Annotated in this window: 17 protein-coding genes; 12 read left to right on the top strand and 5 right to left on the bottom strand. The window is 66.9% G+C overall.

The annotated features are described in order from the left end of the window. Positions 1-40: 40 nt before the first annotated feature. On the bottom strand, positions 41-682 hold the full coding sequence (locus tag BRAS3809_RS28025) for a glutathione S-transferase family protein (RefSeq protein ID WP_008965378.1): 642 nt from the start codon (positions 680-682) through the stop codon (positions 41-43). A gap of 4 nt (positions 683-686) precedes the next feature. After that, positions 687-1,961, bottom strand: a complete 1,275-nt coding sequence (locus BRAS3809_RS28030) for a serine hydrolase domain-containing protein (RefSeq protein WP_035659124.1) — start codon at positions 1,959-1,961, stop codon at positions 687-689. Positions 1,962-2,398: 437 nt separating this feature from the next. Here BRAS3809_RS28030 and BRAS3809_RS28035 point away from each other — a divergent pair, with 437 nt between their 5' ends. Then, complete coding sequence (locus tag BRAS3809_RS28035; RefSeq protein ID WP_008965380.1) at positions 2,399-2,785, top strand: ester cyclase; 387 nt, start codon at positions 2,399-2,401, stop codon at positions 2,783-2,785. A gap of 137 nt (positions 2,786-2,922) precedes the next feature. Here the strand turns inward: BRAS3809_RS28035 and BRAS3809_RS28040 are convergent, their stop codons facing one another. Together BRAS3809_RS28040 and BRAS3809_RS28045 are read right to left on the bottom strand one after the other, a co-directional pair. Continuing rightward, positions 2,923-3,306, bottom strand: coding sequence for a cell division protein ZapA (locus BRAS3809_RS28040; protein ID WP_008965381.1), 384 nt, complete (start codon positions 3,304-3,306; stop codon positions 2,923-2,925). Further along, complete coding sequence (locus BRAS3809_RS28045) at positions 3,303-3,650, bottom strand: DUF4164 domain-containing protein (RefSeq protein ID WP_008965382.1); 348 nt, start codon at positions 3,648-3,650, stop codon at positions 3,303-3,305. Before BRAS3809_RS28045 ends, BRAS3809_RS28040 begins: the two co-directional genes overlap by 4 nt. A gap of 271 nt (positions 3,651-3,921) precedes the next feature. Between BRAS3809_RS28045 and tkt the strand changes: the two genes are divergently transcribed. The 11 genes from tkt to BRAS3809_RS28095 all read left to right on the top strand — a co-directional run bounded on the left by tkt (position 3,922) and on the right by BRAS3809_RS28095 (position 15,898). Continuing rightward, positions 3,922-5,907, top strand: coding sequence for a transketolase (gene tkt, locus BRAS3809_RS28050; protein ID WP_008965383.1), 1,986 nt, complete (start codon positions 3,922-3,924; stop codon positions 5,905-5,907). 248 nt (positions 5,908-6,155) lie between these two features. After that, entirely contained in the window at positions 6,156-8,045 is a 1,890-nt protein-coding gene (gene recQ, locus BRAS3809_RS28055; protein ID WP_008965385.1) for a DNA helicase RecQ, read from the top strand. Between the two features lie 145 nt (positions 8,046-8,190). After that, on the top strand, positions 8,191-9,198 hold the full coding sequence (gene gap, locus BRAS3809_RS28060) for a type I glyceraldehyde-3-phosphate dehydrogenase (protein ID WP_008965386.1): 1,008 nt from the start codon (positions 8,191-8,193) through the stop codon (positions 9,196-9,198). A gap of 105 nt (positions 9,199-9,303) precedes the next feature. Then, positions 9,304-9,447 carry a hypothetical protein gene (locus tag BRAS3809_RS36850; protein ID WP_008965387.1) on the top strand — a complete coding sequence of 48 codons (144 nt, stop codon included), beginning with the start codon at positions 9,304-9,306 and terminating at the stop codon, positions 9,445-9,447. 27 nt (positions 9,448-9,474) lie between these two features. Next, positions 9,475-10,665, top strand: a complete 1,191-nt coding sequence (locus BRAS3809_RS28065) for a phosphoglycerate kinase (RefSeq protein WP_008965388.1) — start codon at positions 9,475-9,477, stop codon at positions 10,663-10,665. 174 nt (positions 10,666-10,839) lie between these two features. Then, entirely contained in the window at positions 10,840-10,968 is a 129-nt protein-coding gene (locus BRAS3809_RS37655; RefSeq protein ID WP_283805779.1) for a hypothetical protein, read from the top strand. A gap of 197 nt (positions 10,969-11,165) precedes the next feature. Continuing rightward, positions 11,166-12,233, top strand: a complete 1,068-nt coding sequence (gene fba / locus BRAS3809_RS28075; protein ID WP_008965390.1) for a class II fructose-bisphosphate aldolase — start codon at positions 11,166-11,168, stop codon at positions 12,231-12,233. A gap of 746 nt (positions 12,234-12,979) precedes the next feature. Then, positions 12,980-13,183 carry a hypothetical protein gene (locus BRAS3809_RS28080; RefSeq protein ID WP_008965391.1) on the top strand — a complete coding sequence of 68 codons (204 nt, stop codon included), beginning with the start codon at positions 12,980-12,982 and terminating at the stop codon, positions 13,181-13,183. Between the two features lies 1 nt (position 13,184). Next, positions 13,185-13,859, top strand: a complete 675-nt coding sequence (locus tag BRAS3809_RS28085) for a thiamine phosphate synthase (RefSeq protein WP_008965392.1) — start codon at positions 13,185-13,187, stop codon at positions 13,857-13,859. A 10-nt stretch (positions 13,860-13,869) separates the two neighbouring features. Further along, positions 13,870-14,967, top strand: a complete 1,098-nt coding sequence (locus BRAS3809_RS28090) for a tetratricopeptide repeat protein (RefSeq protein WP_008965393.1) — start codon at positions 13,870-13,872, stop codon at positions 14,965-14,967. Positions 14,968-15,106: 139 nt separating this feature from the next. Next, positions 15,107-15,898 (top strand): inositol monophosphatase family protein, encoded by a 792-nt coding sequence (locus tag BRAS3809_RS28095; RefSeq protein ID WP_008965394.1) that lies wholly within the window; start codon positions 15,107-15,109, stop codon positions 15,896-15,898. Positions 15,899-16,124: 226 nt separating this feature from the next. Here the strand turns inward: BRAS3809_RS28095 and BRAS3809_RS28100 are convergent, their stop codons facing one another. Beyond that, positions 16,125-16,730, bottom strand: a complete 606-nt coding sequence (locus BRAS3809_RS28100; protein WP_008965395.1) for an outer membrane protein — start codon at positions 16,728-16,730, stop codon at positions 16,125-16,127. Positions 16,731-16,982 lie beyond the last annotated feature (252 nt).

The following is a 16,982-nucleotide window of genomic DNA, read 5'->3' on the forward strand; positions in this document are numbered from 1 at the left end:
ACCGCGCGAGCCGCCGGACTCATCGTCCAACGCGCGCTGCTCAACTCAACAACAACTCCATTCCCGGATCACCCTTCGCCATGGCGCGCTGATAGGCCGGGCGGGCGGCGATGCGCGACAGATAGGCGCGGACGTTCGGGTATGGCGCGAGATCATAGGGCAGGAAGTAGCGCATGGTGGTCAGCGAGAACACCGTCATGATGTCGGCCGCCGTGAGCGCGCCGCCGGCGAGGTAGTCCGCCTCGCTGCAGCGCGCCTCGACATGCGCGAAGGCGCGGTCGAGCCGCGCGCGCATCGCGGCAAGCAGGGCATTGTCCTCGGGCAGGTTGAGCCGGTTCAGGATCATCATCCGCCCCATCGCCGCCTGCAGGGTGCCGTTGGCGAAATGAAACCAATAGAGATATGACGCGAAATCGGGATCACCGGGCCCGGGCCGCAAGCGGCCCTGGCCGTACCTGGCGATGATGTAGTCGACCACCGCGCCGGACTCGGCGAGCACGAGCTCGCCGTCGGTGATGACCGGCGCGGCGCCGATCGGATGCAGCGCCTTGTACTCCGCCGGCGCCAGGATCGTCCTGGCGTCGCGGGCGTAGCATTTCAGCTCGTAGGGAATCTCCAGCTCCTCGCAGAGCCAGACGATGCGCTCGGATTGCGACTTGCCGAGATGATGAACCGTCAGCATGGCGCTACTTCACCATCGCGCCGTAGACGATGTCCTGCACCTGCTCGCGATAATATTTGCGCAGATCGCCCGGCGCCGCGGTGCCGACCACGACGACGAGGCGCTCCCTGGGATCGCAGAAGAACTGCGTGCCGAAGGCGCCGTTCCAGCTGAACTCGCCGGGATTGCCGGGCACCGCGGACAGACCCTCGCTGACGCGCACCGCGACGCCAAGCCCGAAGCCGAAGCCGGCGCGATGCGGCTCGACATTGGCCACCGTGTTCTTGATCTCGGGTCCGAGATGGTTGGAGGTCATGTGATGCACCGTCTTCGGGCTGAGGATGCGGGCGCCGTCGAGCTCGCCGCCATTGAGCAGCATCTGGCCGAAGCGGATGTAGTCGCCGATGGTCGCGAACGAGCAGGCGCCTCCGCAGTCCGACTTGGTCGGCGTGTCCAGGAGCTTGATCGCCTGCGGCTTGCCGGTGAGCGGATCGTTGGGGAACGGCCGCGCCAGACGCGGCCGCTGCGCGTCCGTCGGCGCGAAGGTCGCATCGTTCATGCCGAGCGGCTTCCAGACATTGTTGGCGAGATATTCGCCGAGCCGCTGCTCGCTGACCTTCTCGATCACGGCGCCCAGCACGTCGATCGAGAAGCCATATTCGAACTGCGTGCCCGGCTGATGCGCCAGCGGCAGCTTGGTGATGCGCTCGATGAACGCCTGGGTGTCGCCCTCGATCGCCGGCGCGATGCCGTCGGGATAGAGCCGCGCCACCGGGCTCGCGCTGTCGGGCCGGCCGCCATACATCAGGCCGGAGGTATGGCGATAGAGATCGTGGATGAGGATCGGCCGGGCCTGCGGAACGAGTTGCATCGCGCCGTCGGCCTGGACGACGCCGACCTTCATGTCGGCGAACGCCGGATAGTAGTCCGCGAGCTTCGCCTGCAGCGGCAGCCGGCCCTGCTCCATCAAGGTGAGCCCGGCCACCGCGGCCATCGGCTTGGTCATCGACGCCAGCGCGAAGATCGCATCGAGCGGCATCGGCGTGCCCTTGACCGGATCGAGCTGGCCATAGGCCTTGTAGTGCACCAGCTTGCCATCGCGCGCGATCGCCACCACCGCACCGGGCACGCGCTTGGCGGCGATCTCGCGGGCGAAGAAATCGTCCATGCGTGCCAGGCCGGATGCCGAGAAGCCGACCTCGTCGGGCCTGGCTTCGGGCAGGGGCGCGGCGGCGAGCGGCGTGGCGAGCGCGGTGAAGGCTGCGGCTGCGGCCGCGAAGATCAGTCTGTTCAAGAGCACCTCCCTGAGGCGAACCCGATCCCGCTTGTCGGCGCGGGATTCGGTGACGTCCGCTTGCTCAAGCAGTAGGGCAGCAGGCAGCGAACGACAAGCGCTCGCAACAGGGATGCATCGCGGCGACGATCATGTTCGCGACTGCACAAAGTGACCTCATCGCGCGGGGTGCGCTGATGCAGACCTGCCAAACAGCACGACAACTGGCAGCCACGTCCCCCGAGAGATCACGCGGTATGGGTCCCGGCGTTCGCCGGGACGACAGCGGAGAGTGTGGCGAGCAGCCTGCCCAATCCTCCGCTGTCGTCCCGGCCTCGAGCCGGGACCCATAAACACCGATGCCCGAGGTGGATAACACTGGAGCCACAGCGCTGCATTAGTGGCGGGAACAGCGCGCGCCTGGGAGGATTGATCACGCCAATCCCTCAATTGAGATCATCACCATGACCGCAGCCGAACTCGCCAATCACTATCGCGCTTACATCGTCTGCCTCAATGCACAGGCATGGCCGGCGCTTGGCGACTTCGTGCACGATGATGTCGTCCATAACGGTCGCCATCTTGGCCTCGCCGGCTATCGCGATATGCTGATCGCCAACTTCGCCGACATTCCCGATCTTCGCTTCAACATCGGCCTGCTGCTGTCCGACCCACCGCGCGTCGCGTGCCGGCTGGATTTCGACTGCACGCCGTCGGCCGAATTCCTCGGCCTGCCCGTGAACGGCCGGCGCGTCACTTTTGCGGAGAACGTGTTCTACGAGTTCCGCGATGGCAGAATCGTGCAAGTGTGGTCGGTGATCGACAAGACGGCGATCGAGACGCAGCTCTGAGTAGGATCGTCATTGCGAGCGCAGCGAAGCAATCCAGAGTCCCGCCCACCGCCCTGGATTGCTTCGCTGCGCTCGCAATGACGGAGCAAGTCGATAGCGATCGCGCAAAATTGAAGAGTTGTTAGTTCGCGCAGTCCTCACCCGATCGCGACGCCGCCACCGATGGTCCGGTTCAGCACCTGCGTCGTGCGCTCGATGCGCTCAGCCGCGGCGTTCAGCGCCTTGGCCACCGCGACCTGCGTCGCGCGGGCGCGGTCGCTGGCCTGGTTGCGGACGTTGCGCAGGCCCTCGAGCTCCTGCTCGAGCATCTGGACGCGCTGGTTGGCGTCGATCAGCTCATCGCACACGGTGAGCGCGGCCATGACGGTCAGACGGGCGTCGCCGATCTCGCCGAACTTGCCGCGCAGATTGGTGATGCGCGTCTCCAGGCTCTCGGCGAGCTTCAGGAGCCTCAGCTCCTGGCCCTCCTCGCAGGCCATGCGGTATTGGCGGCCGTTGATGGTGACGTTGATGTGGCTCATTCGTCATCCTCGTCGTCTGGGCCGCCGTCCTGCCCGCCGCCATTGAGCACCGCGCGAATGGTGCCGATCGCGGTGTCGAGACGTTCGGCGATCTCGCGGTTGGTGCGCTCCAGCCGGCGCGTCTTCATCAGCGAGCCGTCGAGCTCGTCGGCGAGGCGCGAACGGTCGGCGCCGAGCGCCTGGATGCGGGTCGCCAGCTCGTCCTCGTCACGATCGGCCTCGCGCCGCCGCTCGACCGCACTCTCCAGCGCGTCGAGCGCGGTCATCAGGCGCCGCGTCGCCGCCTCCAGATCGGCGGCGCCGGGTTCCACCTGGCCGGCAAGATTGGCAGGGTGATCGTTCATGACGCGGATGCGAGGCCCTTATACCGCCTGGGGATAGCGACAAAAGCCGCTGTCCGGCAAGCGTTTACGGGCAAAATCTTACGTGCTGGGCGAGCCAAGTGCAACGCTCGGCCGAAACTATGCACTACTAAGCAACTTTTGGGACGCCCGGGACGTTGCATTGCCTTTGATTCCCGGAACTGAGGTGCTAATCAGCCCGCAAAATCCCGGCCCGCCAGCAATACCGGCGGCTCTCCTGTCATCAGCATTTCACGTTTGGACGGATTCCAGCATGACGCAGGTCGATCATTCCCGCATGGCCAATGCCATCCGCGCGCTCGCAATGGACGCCGTCGAGAAGGCGAAATCGGGCCATCCCGGCCTGCCGATGGGCGCCGCCGACGTCGCCACCGTGCTGTTCACCCGCGTGCTGAAATACGACGCGGCCGCGCCCGCCTGGCCGGACCGCGACCGCTTCGTGCTGTCGGCCGGCCACGGCTCGATGCTGCTCTATGCGCTCTTGTATCTGACCGGCAACCAGGAGATGACGCTCGACCAGATCAAGCGCTTCCGCCAGGTCGATTCGCTCACCCCCGGCCATCCCGAGAATTTCCGCACCAAGGGCATCGAGACCACCACCGGGCCGCTCGGCCAGGGCATCTCGACCGCGGTCGGCATGGCGCTCGCCGAGAAGATGCTGCAGGCGGAGTACGGCAAGAAGATCGTCGACCATCACACCTATGTGCTGGCCTCCGACGGCGACCTGATGGAGGGCATCTCCCAGGAAGCGATCGCGATGGCCGGGCACTGGAAGCTCAACAAGCTGATCGTGCTGTGGGACGACAACGGCATCTCGATCGACGGCCCGCTGTCGATCGCCGATTCGGTCGACCAGGTGAAGCGCTTCAAGTCCGCCGGCTGGGCCGCCGAGCTGATCGACGGCCATGATCCCGAGGCGATCGCGGCGGCGATCGCGCGGGCGCAGAAGTCGAGCCGGCCGTCGCTGATCGCCTGCAAGACCACGATCGGCTACGGCGCGCCGACCAAGGCCGGCACCTCCAAGGTGCATGGCGAGGCGCTCGGCGCGGAGGAGCTGAAGGGCGCGAAGGAGAAGCTCGGCATTTCCCAGGAGCCGTTCTCGGTGCCCGACGACGTGCTCGCCGCCTGGCGCGAGGCCGGACGCCGCGGCGCTGCGGCGCGCGCCGAGTGGGAGACCCGGCTCGGCGAGATGGGCCCGCGCAAGCGCGCGGAGTTCGAGCGCCGGCTGCGCCACGAGCGTCCCGCGGCGCTGGCAAAGGCGCTGAAGGACCACAAGAAGGCGCTGCTGGAGAACCCGCTGAACATCGCGACCCGCAAGTCGTCGGAAGCCGCGATCGAGGTGATCGCCGCGGCGATGCCGTTCGAGTTCGTCGCCGGCTCCGCCGATCTCACCGGCTCCAACAACAACAAGGCGAAATCGGCCACCTCGTTTTCGGCCAAGACGCCGAAGGGCCGCTTCATCCATTACGGCATCCGCGAGCACGGCATGGCGGCGTGCATGAACGGCATCTTCCTGCATGGCGGCTTCGCGCCGAACGGCGCCACCTTCCTGGTGTTCTCGGACTACGCGCGCGGCGCGATGCGGCTGTCGGCGCTGATGGGCGCGGGCGTGGTTTATGTGATGACCCACGATTCGATCGGCCTCGGCGAGGACGGCCCGACCCACCAGCCGGTCGAGCATCTCGCCAGCTTGCGCGCGATCCCGAACATGCGCGTGTTCCGCCCGGCCGACGCGGTCGAGACCGCGGAGTGCTGGGAGCTCGCGCTCAACCGCACCAACGGCCCGACCGTGCTGGCGCTGACGCGGCAGAACCTGCCGCAGCTGCGCACGTCCGCGCCGGCGGACAATCCCTGCAGCCATGGCGGCTATGAGCTGGTCGCGGCGCAAGGGGACGCCAAGGTGTCGCTGTTCGCCACCGGCTCGGAGGTCGAGATCGCGGTCGCCGCGCAGAAGCAGCTCGCCGAGCGCGGCATTCCCGCGCGCGTCGTCTCGGTCCCCTCGCTGGAGCTGCTGCTGGAGCAGCCGGCCGAAGCGAAGGCCAAGATCATCGGCCACGCGCCGGTCAAGATCGCGATCGAGGCCGCGGTGCGCTGGGGCTGGGACGCCGTGATCGGCACCGACGGCATCTTCATCGGCATGCATTCGTTCGGCGAGAGCGGCCCCTACAAGGAGCTGTACAAGCATTTCGGCATCACCGCCGAAGCGGCGGTGGATGCGGCGGTGAAGCGGCTGGGGTGATCGTTCTCAAGCAGCTGCATCGCCCCTGGCGACGCTCGACCCTCATGGTGAGGAGGCGCGTAGCGCCGTCTCGAACCATGAGGCCCGCCTCGAAGACAGGGGCCTCGCCCTTCGAGACGACCGCCTGCGGCGGTCTCCTCAGGGTGAGGAGATGCATTGACTGTGACGCGGCAAGGCGAGGACAATACGAGAGCCCGTGCGCCTTGAGGCGTCGGTTGTCCTGATCTTCCGGAAGCTTCCCTCGCACCATGCCCGCAGCCCCTAACGCCCCGACCGACACCGCCGATCGCGCGCTGGCGGTGCTGCATTCGGTGTTCGGGCTGCCCGGGTTTCGCGGCGCGCAGGAGAAGGTGGTCCGGCATGTCGCCGATGGCGGCAATTGCCTGGTGCTGATGCCGACCGGCGGCGGCAAGTCGCTGTGCTATCAGTTGCCGGCTCTCTTGCGCAAAGGCTGCGGCATCGTGGTGTCGCCGCTGATCGCGCTGATGCGCGACCAGGTCGCCGGCCTGATCGAGGCCGGCGTCAACGCCGCCGTGCTGAACTCCACATTGTCGCGCGAGGAGGCCGACGAGGTCGAGCGGCGGCTGATCGTCGGCGATCTCGATTTGCTCTATGTCGCCCCCGAACGACTGGTGACGCCGCGCTGCCTGTCGCTGCTGGAGCGCGCCGAGATCGCGCTGTTCGCGATCGACGAGGCGCATTGCGTGTCGCAATGGGGCCATGACTTCCGCCCGGAATATATCGGCCTCTCGGTGATTGCCGAGCGCTTCCCCGACGTGCCGCGGATCGCGCTGACCGCGACCGCCGACGAGCTGACACGCAAGGAGATCGCCGAGCGGCTCAGCCTGACCGACGCGCCGCAATTCGTCGCGAGCTTCGACCGTCCCAACATCCGCTACGAGATCGTCGACAAGCACAACGGTCCGGCGCAGCTCAAGGCCTTCATCAAGGAGCGCCATCCGGGCGACGCCGGCGTCGTCTACTGCCTGTCGCGCGCCAAGGTCGAGGACACCGCGGCGGCGCTGAACGAGGCCGGCATCACCGCGATCCCCTATCATGCCGGGCTCGATCCGGCGGTGCGCTCGCGCAACCAGGATCGCTTCATCAACGAGGACGGCGTCGTCGTCGTCGCCACCGTCGCCTTCGGCATGGGCATCGACAAGCCGGACGTGCGCTTCGTCGCGCATCTCGATCTGCCGAAGAGCATCGAGGCCTACTACCAGGAAACGGGCCGCGCCGGGCGCGACGGCAAGCCGTCCACGGCCTGGATGGCGTATGGGCTGTCGGACATCGTGCAGCAGCGCCGCATGATCGACGAATCCACCGGCGCCGACGCCTTCAAGCGGATGTCGATCCGCAAGCTCGACGCGCTGGTCGCGCTGGCCGAGACCGCCGGCTGCCGGCGCAAGCTGCTGCTGAGCTATTTCGGCGAGACGCCGGCGGGCGAGACTTGCGGCAATTGTGACAACTGCGTGTCGCCGCCGAAGATGCGCGACGGCAAGGTGATCGCGCAGAAGCTGTTGTCCTGCGCCTATCGCACCGGCCAGCGCTTCGGCGCCATGCACCTGATCGACGTGCTGGTCGGACGCGCCACCGAGCGCGTCAAGCAGTTCGGACACGATCAATTGTCAGTGTTCGGCATCGGCCGCGAGATGAACGAGAAGCAGTGGCGCGCGGCGCTGCGCCAGCTGGTGGCGATGGGCCATCTCGCCCCGGATAGCGAGGCCTATGGCGCGCTGAAGCTGACGGACACGTCCCGCGGCGTGCTGAAGGGCGAGACGCCGGTCATGCTGCGCGAGGAGACCGCGAGCACCCGCGCGATCCGCAGCAAATCCCGGCGGGGCGAGCTGGTGGCGCGTCCGGCTGCGGCCGCCGATGCCCCGCTGCTCGCGAGCCTCCGGGCGTGGCGCTCGGAGATCGCGCGCAAGCGTGGTGTACCAGCCTATGTCGTGCTGCACGACGCCACCATCGACGGCATCGCCAGCGCCCGCCCGACCACGCTCGGCCAGCTGCGCGATATACCAGGGATCGGCGACAAGAAGCTGGAGCATTATGGCGACGAACTGCTGGCGCTGATCACGGCTGCGCGCTCGCCAGGACCGGGATCGCCAGGACCGGGATCGCCACCAGACAGTTGAGATCGGCGCGAAAAAGGTCTACCAAAAGGGCCTTATCGTCCGCTCCCGTCCGGCAGAACCGGTCGGCATTAGTTCCAAAACCCTCGTGGCGCCCCGGTTCGGAGGACGCAGACGGGGACGAGAAACGTCATTGAAGGAGACGAAAATGGCAGTCCGGGTCGGGATCAACGGGTTTGGCCGCATCGGCCGCAACGTACTGCGCGCCATCGCGGAGTCGGGCCGCAAGGACATCGTGGTGGTCGGCATCAACGATCTCGGCCCGGTCGAGACCAATGCCCATCTGCTGCGCTTCGACAGCGTGCATGGCCGCTTCCCCCACACCGTGACCGTCGACGGCGACACGATCGATATCGGCCAGGGCAAGATCAAGGTCACCGCCGAGCGCGACCCGTCGAAGCTGCCGTGGAAGGATCTCGGCGTCGACATCGCGCTGGAATGCACCGGCATCTTCACCTCGAAGGACAAGGCCTCCGCGCATCTGACCGCCGGCGCCAAGCGCGTGCTGGTCTCGGCCCCCGCCGACGGCGCCGACGCCACCATCGTCTACGGCGTCAACCACACGTCGCTGACCAAGGATCACCTGGTCGTCTCCAACGGCTCCTGCACCACGAACTGCCTGGCGCCGGTCGCCAAGGTGCTGAACGACACGGTCGGCATCGAGACCGGCTTCATGACCACGATCCACGCCTACACCGGCGACCAGCCGACGCTCGACACCATGCACAAGGACCTCTACCGCGCCCGCGCCGCGGCGATGTCGATGATCCCGACCTCGACCGGTGCCGCCAAGGCGATCGGCCTGGTGCTCCCGGAGTTGAAGGGCAAGCTCGACGGCGTCGCGATCCGCGTGCCGACGCCGAACGTCTCGGTGGTTGACCTCAAGATCGTCGCCAAGCGCAACACCGAGCCGAAGGAGATCAACGAGGCGATCAAGCGCGCCGCCGAGCAGGAGCTCAAGGGCGTGCTCGGCTACACCAACGCGCCGAACGTCTCGATCGACTTCAACCACGACCCGCACTCCTCGACGTTCCACATGGACCAGACCAAGGTCATGAACGGCAACCTCGTGCGCGTGATGTCCTGGTACGACAACGAGTGGGGCTTCTCCAACCGCATGGCCGACACCGCCGTCGCGATGGGCAAGCTGCTTTAAGCCTGTCCCAGTCATTCCGGGGCGATGCGAAGCATCGAACCCGGAATCTCGAGATTCCGGGTTCGGTCCTGCGGACCGCCCCGGAATGACGACTGAGGAAGCGCTATGACCCTTCCCAATTGGCTCGGCATCCCCGGCGTACTGCTGCTGATCGGCTTGATCGCTTATGGCTTCCGCCAGGGCATGCGGGTGACGACCAAACAGGAAGGCAATCCGCCGGAAAACACCGACGGCTATAATGACCGCTGAATAGTCCCTCGTATTACGGTGGCTACAATGACTCAATTCCGAACCCTCGACGACGTCGACGTCAAAGGCAAGCGCGTGCTGCTGCGCGTCGATCTCAACGTGCCCATGGAGAATGGCCACGTCAGCGATGCCACGCGCCTGGAGCGCGTCGCGCCGACCATCAACGAGATCGCGAGCAAGGGCGGCAAGGTCATCCTGCTCGCCCATTTCGGCCGGCCGAAGGGCCGCGACGCCAAGGACTCGCTGAAGCCGGTGGCAGCCGCGCTGTCGCAAGTGATCAAGCGCCCCGTCGCATTCGCCGATGACTGCATCGGCGAGCACGCGGCCAAGGCGATCGCCACGATGAAGGATGGCGACGTGCTGTGCCTGGAGAACACCCGCTTCCACAAAGAGGAAGAGAAGAACGATCCGGCGTTCGTCGCTGAGCTCGCCAAGCTCGGCGACATCTGGGTCAACGATGCGTTCTCCGCCGCGCACCGCGCCCACGCCTCGACCGAAGGCCTCGGTCACAAGCTGCCGGCCTATGCCGGCCGCACCATGCAGGCCGAACTCGACGCACTCGACAAGGCGCTGGGCCGCCCGGCCAAGCCGGTGATCGCGATCGTCGGCGGCGCCAAGGTGTCGACCAAGATCGACCTCTTGGAGAACCTCGTCACCAAGGTCGACGCGCTGGTGATCGGCGGCGGCATGGCCAACACCTTCCTGCATGCGCAGGGCGTGCAGATCGGCAAGTCGCTGGCCGAGAAGGATCTCGCCGCGACTGCGCTGCGCATCATGGAGAAGGCGGAAGCCTCGAACTGCGCGATCATCCTGCCGGTGGATGCCACCGTCTCCTATCACTTCGCGGCCAACTCGCCGTCGTTCGCCTATGGCCTCGACGCGATCCCGCCGGACAGCATGATCCTCGACGTCGGCCCGCAATCGACCGCGCGCATCCACGCGGCGATCGACGACGCCGCCACGCTGGTGTGGAACGGTCCGCTCGGCGCCTTCGAGCTGAACCCGTTCGACCGCGGCACCATGGTCGCCGCCAGGCATGCGGCGGAGCGCACCAAGGCCAAGAAGCTGATCTCGGTGGCGGGCGGCGGCGATACCGTCGCGGCGCTGAACCAGGCCGGCGTGGCCGGCGATTTCAGCTACGTCTCGACCGCAGGCGGCGCCTTCCTGGAGTGGATGGAAGGCAAGCCGCTGCCCGGCGTCGAGGTGCTGAAAGTCTAAGACGCGGAGCTTGCCGGCCATGGATGTTTCTGTTATGTTCCATCCGTGGCTGAGACCCTGACAGACGCTGTCCATTCGATCCTGATCAAGATCCAGGAGAGCATCGCTGCGCTCCGGATCGAGGTAGGACAGTTCAGGCAGGACAATCGAGCCGAGCACGAGCGGATGGAGGCCTTGATCCGCAAGCAGCGTCGCGATTCCGCTGGCATGCTGGTCATGATGCGCGCAGCTGCCAGCGATTTCGACGAGCGGGTCAGCGCGGTCGAGGAGCGCATGGCGGCTCTCGAAGCCAGGAAAACCTGAGCCAACGCGCACGACGCCGTGAGCCAACGGCACTCGTTTCGGCTGCTCACCTCAACGGCGCCCAGTCCCGCACCCCTGCCCCCCTGCGTCGCCGCCACGCTTGGATTCCGCCCCCCACCGCGTTATGCACGGTGCAGCCGTTTCGACGCGTGCGCCAGCCGCCGCACGGTCCAATTCATGATCAGGGAGTTCCAGCCATGGCTCGTATTACGTTGCGTCAATTGCTCGACCACGCGGCGGAGCACGATTACGGCGTCCCCGCCTTCAACATCAACAACATGGAACAGGCGCTGTCGATCATGGAGGCGGCCAGCTCGACGGAGTCGCCGGTGATCATCCAGGCCTCGCGCGGCGCCCGCGCCTACGCCAACGACGTCATGCTCAAGCACATGATGGATGCGCTGACCGAGATCTATCCGCAGATCCCGATCTGCGTGCATCTCGACCACGGCAACGAGCCGGCGACCTGCATGACCGCGATCCAGTCCGGCTTCACCTCGGTCATGATGGACGGCTCGCTGAAGGCCGACGGCAAGACTCCGGGCGACTGGGAGTACAATGTCGGCGTCACCAGGACCGTGACCACGATGGCGCATCTTGGCGGCATCTCGGTCGAGGGCGAGCTCGGCGTGCTCGGTTCGCTCGAGACCGGCATGGGCGACAAGGAGGACGGCCACGGCGCCGAAGGCAAGCTGTCGCACGACCAGTTGCTGACCAATCCGGACGAGGCCGTGAAGTTCGTCCAGGAGACCAAGGTCGACGCGCTCGCGATCGCGATGGGCACCTCGCACGGCGCCTACAAGTTCACGCGCAAGCCGGACGGCGACATCCTCGCCATGAATGTGATCGAGGAGATCCACCGCAAGCTGCCGAACACGCATCTCGTGATGCACGGCTCCTCGTCGGTGCCGCAGGACCTGCAGGAGATCATCAATTCGTTCGGCGGCAAGATGAAGCCGACCTGGGGCGTGCCGGTGGCCGAGATCCAGCGCGGCATCAAGAACGGCGTCCGCAAGATCAACATCGACACCGACAACCGCATGGCGATGACCGGCCAGATCCGCAAGGTGCTGTCGCAGCACCCGGAGGAGTTCGATCCGCGCAAATACCTGAAGCCGGCGATGGAGGCGATGACGAAGCTCTGCAAGCAGCGCTTCGAGGAGTTCAACACCGCGGGCCAGGCGGGCAAGATCAAGCGCGTGCTGACCACCGCCGAGATGGCCAAGCGCTACGCCAAGGGCGAGTTGGATCCGAAGGTGGCCTGAGCTGGCCTGCAACCAGCTTTCTGGACCTCAGTGACCGCCAAGACCCCGGTCAGCTCCGCTCCCCCTTGCGGCAGGGCTATCGCATTTGAAGATCGCGGTCATGTGCTCGTCTCTCTCCACGTCGTCATGGCCGGGCTTGTGCCGGCCACGACGTCGTCCGGTGCCCTGAGAACGACGTGGATGCCCAGGACAAGCCAGGACAAGCCCGGGCATGACGGAGCAAAAAGTGATCAGGCTCGTTCGCCGGTCCAGCTCCGCATCACCATATGCGATAGCCCTGCCCGTTGCGGGGAGGGGTCGGGTGGCGGTCTCCGGGCGCGATCGAGGTGATGAGAGCCGAGCCACGGCCTGCGGGCACACCGGTCGTTGGAGGCAGGGACCTCACCGCGTCATTGCGAGCAAAGCGAAGCAATCCAGGGGCTGCGGGCGAAACTCTGGATTGCTTCGCTTCGCTCGCAAGGACGATCCGTAACTACGACGGAGAGCGTCGGCGAGAGCTGCGATCGCCGCGTGACGGTTCACGGGCCGGTGAACCTCACGGCGGCCGGCGCCCGTGAACCCCACCCCCGCCCCCTCGCCGCAAGGGGGGCCGACTGCCACCGACGCGAAAGATCGTTCGACCAACGACGATGAACTCCCCGTTCACCTCTGTGAGAGCCTGCCCCGGCTACGACCAATGTTTGCTCGGCATACGCCCGAGAACCGTCTAGTTTGACGGGCAGGGCAGGTGGCGTCTGGAGCAGATGATGGACATCTTCGCACTTTGCCCCGTCCCGACTGCGACGGTGGCCCCCGGCACGACGATTCGTGCCGCCCGAACGGCGCTCGACGGGCTTGCGGATCACCGTACCGGATATGACCCGCAACGCGCCCGCCCCGCCCCTCGATGCATCGACAATGACAGGATTCCCCGCTACCTGATGGCGCGGCGCGACAAGAAGGCGGCATAATTTGTCCGGCAAGACCACTCCCGCGCGGCCCGAGCCGCGTCTCTATCTGGCGACTCCTGTCGTGACCGACGCGGCGGCGCTCGCCGCCAGCCTGCCCGCGATCCTCGCCAGCGCCGACGTCGCCGCCGTGCTGGTGCGCCTCGAGGAGAGCGATCCGCGCAGCATGATCACGGCCGTCAAGACGCTGGCGCCGGCCATCCAGAAGACCGGCGCGGCGCTGCTGATCGACGGCCATCCGGACATCGTGGCCCGTTCCGGTGCGGACGGCGCCCATCTGACCGGCATCGCCGCGTTGGAAGAGGCTCTGCCGGGCCTGAAGCCGGACCGGATCGCCGGCGGCGGCGGGCTGTCGACGCGGCATGATTCGATGCGGGCCGGCGAGATCGGCGCCGATTACGTGCTGTTCGGCGAGCGTGACGCACAGGGCCGGCGACCGTCGCCGGATGCCGTCAACGAACGCCTGGCCTGGTGGGCCGAGCTGTTCGAGCCGCCCTGTGTCGGCTATGCGATCTCGCTGAAGGAAGCGGCGGACTTCGTCGCCGCGGGAGCGGATTTCGTGCTGGTGGACGACCTCGTCTGGAACGATGAACGCGGCCCGGCGGCCGCGCTGGCCGACATTGGCGCGACCATCCGGCAGGCCTATGCAACGGCGCCCGTCGCTGTTGCTGGAAACTGAACCGCCGGCCATGACGATGCTGCGCCTGACATGCCTCGTTGCTGCGCTCCTGGCCGTCGGGACCGGCGCGCATGCGCAGATCTCGTTGACGCCGCCGGCCTTGCAGCCACAGGCCGAGAAGCCGAAACCCGTCGAAAGGCCGGCTGAGAAGGCTGCGGAGAAGCCGAAGCCGGCGGCCCCGGCCGCCGCCGCGAAGAAGCCGGCCCCTGCCCCCACCGCCAAGCCCGCGGCGCCGGCCCCCGCTCCGGCGCAACAGCCGGCAGCCAACGACCCCAATGTCGACCTCGTCTACGGCGCCTATCAGCGCGGCCAGTACAAGACCGCCTTCGACCTCGCCACGCCCCGCGCGCAGGCCGGCGATCCCAAGGCGATGGCGATGCTCGGCCAGCTCTATGAAAACGCCATGGGCATCCGCCGCGACTACGACAAGGCGGCGATCTGGTACAAGCGGGCCGCCGAGGCCGGCGACCGCGAGGCGATGTTCGCGCTGGCGATGATGCGGCTGGCGGGACGCGGCGGTCCGGTGGACAAGCCGGAGGCGGTCAAGCTGCTCGCCTCCGCCGCCAAGCTCGGCGAGCCCAAGGCGGCCTATAATCTCGCGCTGCTCTATCTCGACGGCCAGACCCTGCCACAGGACCTCAGGCGCTCGGCCGAGCTGCTGCGCATGGCGGCGGATGCCGGCAATGCCGAGGCGCAATATGCGCTGGCGACCTTCTACAAGGAGGGAACCGGCGTGCCGAAGGATCTCGAGAAGGCCGCGCGCCTGCTGCAGGCCGCCGCGATCGCCGACAATGTCGATGCCGAGGTCGAATATGCCATCGCGCTGTTCAACGGCACCGGGGTGCCGAAGGACCAGCCGGCCGCGATCGCGCTGCTGCGCCGGGCCGCCCGGCAGAACAGCCCGGTGGCCCAGAACCGCCTGGCCTGGGTGCTGCTGTATGGGATTGCCACGCCGATGGACAGGGTCGAGGCCTATAAATGGCACCTCGTGGCCAAGACCGCGGGCAAGGGCGACCCCAAGCTGGATGAGAAGTTCGCCGACATGCCGCCTGAGGACCGCGCCAAGGGCGAGCAGGCCGCCAAGCGCTGGCTCGGCACCATCAAGTGAGCCGTCCGGTCGGCGGCTGATCCGCCCTTGACGCGGCGGTCCCTTCAGGGCACCCACAGCCAGCCATTTTCAACCGCCTCCCCCCGTTGTCCGGCGAGGCGCGCACCGCAAGGTGCGATCAGCCCAGCGCATCGAGCACATGATTCATTCCGCCCTCATCAATGTCATGGTCAAGGCCGCGCGCCGCGCCGGCCGCAACCTCAAGCGCGATCTCGGCGAGATCGAGCATCTCCAGGTGTCGCTGAAGGGCCCGGCCAACTTCGTCTCGCGCGCCGACAAGAAGGCCGAGGAGATGCTGTACGAGGATCTCTCCAAGGCGAGGCCCGGCTACGGCTTCCTCGGCGAGGAAGGCGGCAAGCGCGAGGGGACCGACAAGTCGCACACCTGGATCGTCGATCCGCTGGACGGCACCACCAATTTCCTGCACGGCATCCCGCAATTCGCGATCTCGATCGCACTCCAGCGCGAGGACACCGTGATCGCCGGCGTGATCTACAACCCGGCCAATGACGAGCTGTATATCGCCGAGCGCGGCAAGGGCGCGTTCCTCAACGACCAGCGGCTGCGCGTCGCCGCACGCAAACAGCTGCATGAATGCGTCATCGCCTGCGGCCTGCCGCATATCGGCCGCGGCGACCACCAGCTGTTCCTGCGCGAGATGACCTCGCTGCAGGTCAAGGTCGCCGGCCTGCGCCGCTTCGGCGCCGCCTCGCTCGATCTCGCCTTCGTCGCCGCCGGCCGCTTCGATGCCTATTGGGAGCGCGACCTGCAGCCCTGGGATATCGCAGCCGGCATGATCATGGTGCGCGAGGCCGGCGGCACCGTGTCGGGCATCGACGGCAAGGAGGATGCGCTGGCGACCGGGCACGTGGTCTGCGGCAACGAGGTCATCCACCGCGAGCTGGTCAAGGTGCTGAAGGCGGCGGCGTAGTTCGGTTGGACGACAACGGACATCGCCCCAGAAGACATCGGCGTGCTCGCGCCTCACACTCGCTGTCGTCCCGGCCTCGAGCCGGGACCCTTAACCACCGGCCGTCGTGATAGGGCGAGATCGGTCGACCAGCGTGCCTCAAACATCTCCCTGGGGGTATGGGTCCCGGCTCGAGGCCGGGACGACATCGGGGGTGTGGCTGGCAGCTGCGCCCTATCGCTCGACGCTATCTGCGCCCGCTGGTGAAGGCCTGGGGCGTGGCGCCGGGCAGAGCCGGGGAGTTGATGTCGCTGTCCACACGGTCGGAGGACTGGCCGGCATAGCTGAAGCCGAGCGACAGGCTGACATTGCTCGCCGGCTTGAACTCGACGCCGCCGTTGATCGCGTAAGCCGGCGTCGACGTCGATCGGCCGTCGAAGGTCGCGAATGGACCACCGAGGCCGGGCGTGACCTTCAGCGCCTCGAAGCCGCCGTAGAAGCTGACGCCGCTCTTGAAGGTGTAGCCGTATTGCGCGCCTTCGGTGGTGTAGGAGCCGAGCGAGCCGTAGCGGTTGACCAAGCTCGGGCTCAGGCCGACGCCCGACAGCGCCGCCCAATTGTTCGCCACGCTGTAGTGCCGCGTAAAGAAGCCGCTGTCGCCGTTGGCGACAAAGCCGGGAACGTTGCTGTAGCTGTCCAGGCTCTGAACGACGCCGGGATCGGTGCTGAAGCCGATCGGCCAGCTCGGAAGCCAGTATTTGACAGGGCCGGATTGGGCCAGAGCTGCTTGGCTGCCGAAGCAGACGCCAGCGAGCGCGAAGGCGAGAGCGGATTTGCGAGAGACCATCGACATGCCGTACCCGTTACATGTCGGCGAAGCATACACGGAGCAGACGGGGAACTCCAGCTTGCGAGGATCGGGCCCAATGGCGCGCCACCGACGGTGCACTCCCCTCCCCCTTGCGGGGAGGGGGCGGGGGTGGCGGTCTCCGGGCGCTGACGTTCGTGCAATGCACGCTCTTCTGGCGAGATGAATGTTGACGCTCGTGTTCACTTAGCCGGACCCGGCGCTTGGGTCATGGGAGTGGATTTTATCACGTCGAGC

The organism is Bradyrhizobium sp. STM 3809, from assembly GCF_000239795.1.
In the GTDB taxonomy this organism is placed as follows: Bacteria; Pseudomonadota; Alphaproteobacteria; order Rhizobiales; family Xanthobacteraceae; genus Bradyrhizobium.

Excerpts from the sequence above, each read along its gene's own strand:
- recQ (WP_008965385.1), top strand. The coding sequence starts at position 6,156 with ATGCCCGCAGCCCCTAACGCCCCGACCGACACCGCCGATCGCGCGCTG.
- BRAS3809_RS28025 (WP_008965378.1), bottom strand. The coding sequence starts at position 682 with ATGCTGACGGTTCATCATCTCGGCAAGTCGCAATCCGAGCGCATCGTC.
- BRAS3809_RS36850 (WP_008965387.1), top strand. The coding sequence starts at position 9,304 with ATGACCCTTCCCAATTGGCTCGGCATCCCCGGCGTACTGCTGCTGATC.
- BRAS3809_RS28100 (WP_008965395.1), bottom strand. The coding sequence starts at position 16,730 with ATGTCGATGGTCTCTCGCAAATCCGCTCTCGCCTTCGCGCTCGCTGGC.
- BRAS3809_RS28040 (WP_008965381.1), bottom strand. The coding sequence starts at position 3,306 with ATGAGCCACATCAACGTCACCATCAACGGCCGCCAATACCGCATGGCC.
- BRAS3809_RS28035 (WP_008965380.1), top strand. The coding sequence starts at position 2,399 with ATGACCGCAGCCGAACTCGCCAATCACTATCGCGCTTACATCGTCTGC.
- BRAS3809_RS28090 (WP_008965393.1), top strand. The coding sequence starts at position 13,870 with ATGACGATGCTGCGCCTGACATGCCTCGTTGCTGCGCTCCTGGCCGTC.
- BRAS3809_RS28065 (WP_008965388.1), top strand. The coding sequence starts at position 9,475 with ATGACTCAATTCCGAACCCTCGACGACGTCGACGTCAAAGGCAAGCGC.
- BRAS3809_RS28045 (WP_008965382.1), bottom strand. The coding sequence starts at position 3,650 with ATGAACGATCACCCTGCCAATCTTGCCGGCCAGGTGGAACCCGGCGCC.
- BRAS3809_RS28080 (WP_008965391.1), top strand. The coding sequence starts at position 12,980 with ATGGACATCTTCGCACTTTGCCCCGTCCCGACTGCGACGGTGGCCCCC.
- tkt (WP_008965383.1), top strand. The coding sequence starts at position 3,922 with ATGACGCAGGTCGATCATTCCCGCATGGCCAATGCCATCCGCGCGCTC.
- gap (WP_008965386.1), top strand. The coding sequence starts at position 8,191 with ATGGCAGTCCGGGTCGGGATCAACGGGTTTGGCCGCATCGGCCGCAAC.
- BRAS3809_RS28095 (WP_008965394.1), top strand. The coding sequence starts at position 15,107 with ATGATTCATTCCGCCCTCATCAATGTCATGGTCAAGGCCGCGCGCCGC.
- fba (WP_008965390.1), top strand. The coding sequence starts at position 11,166 with ATGGCTCGTATTACGTTGCGTCAATTGCTCGACCACGCGGCGGAGCAC.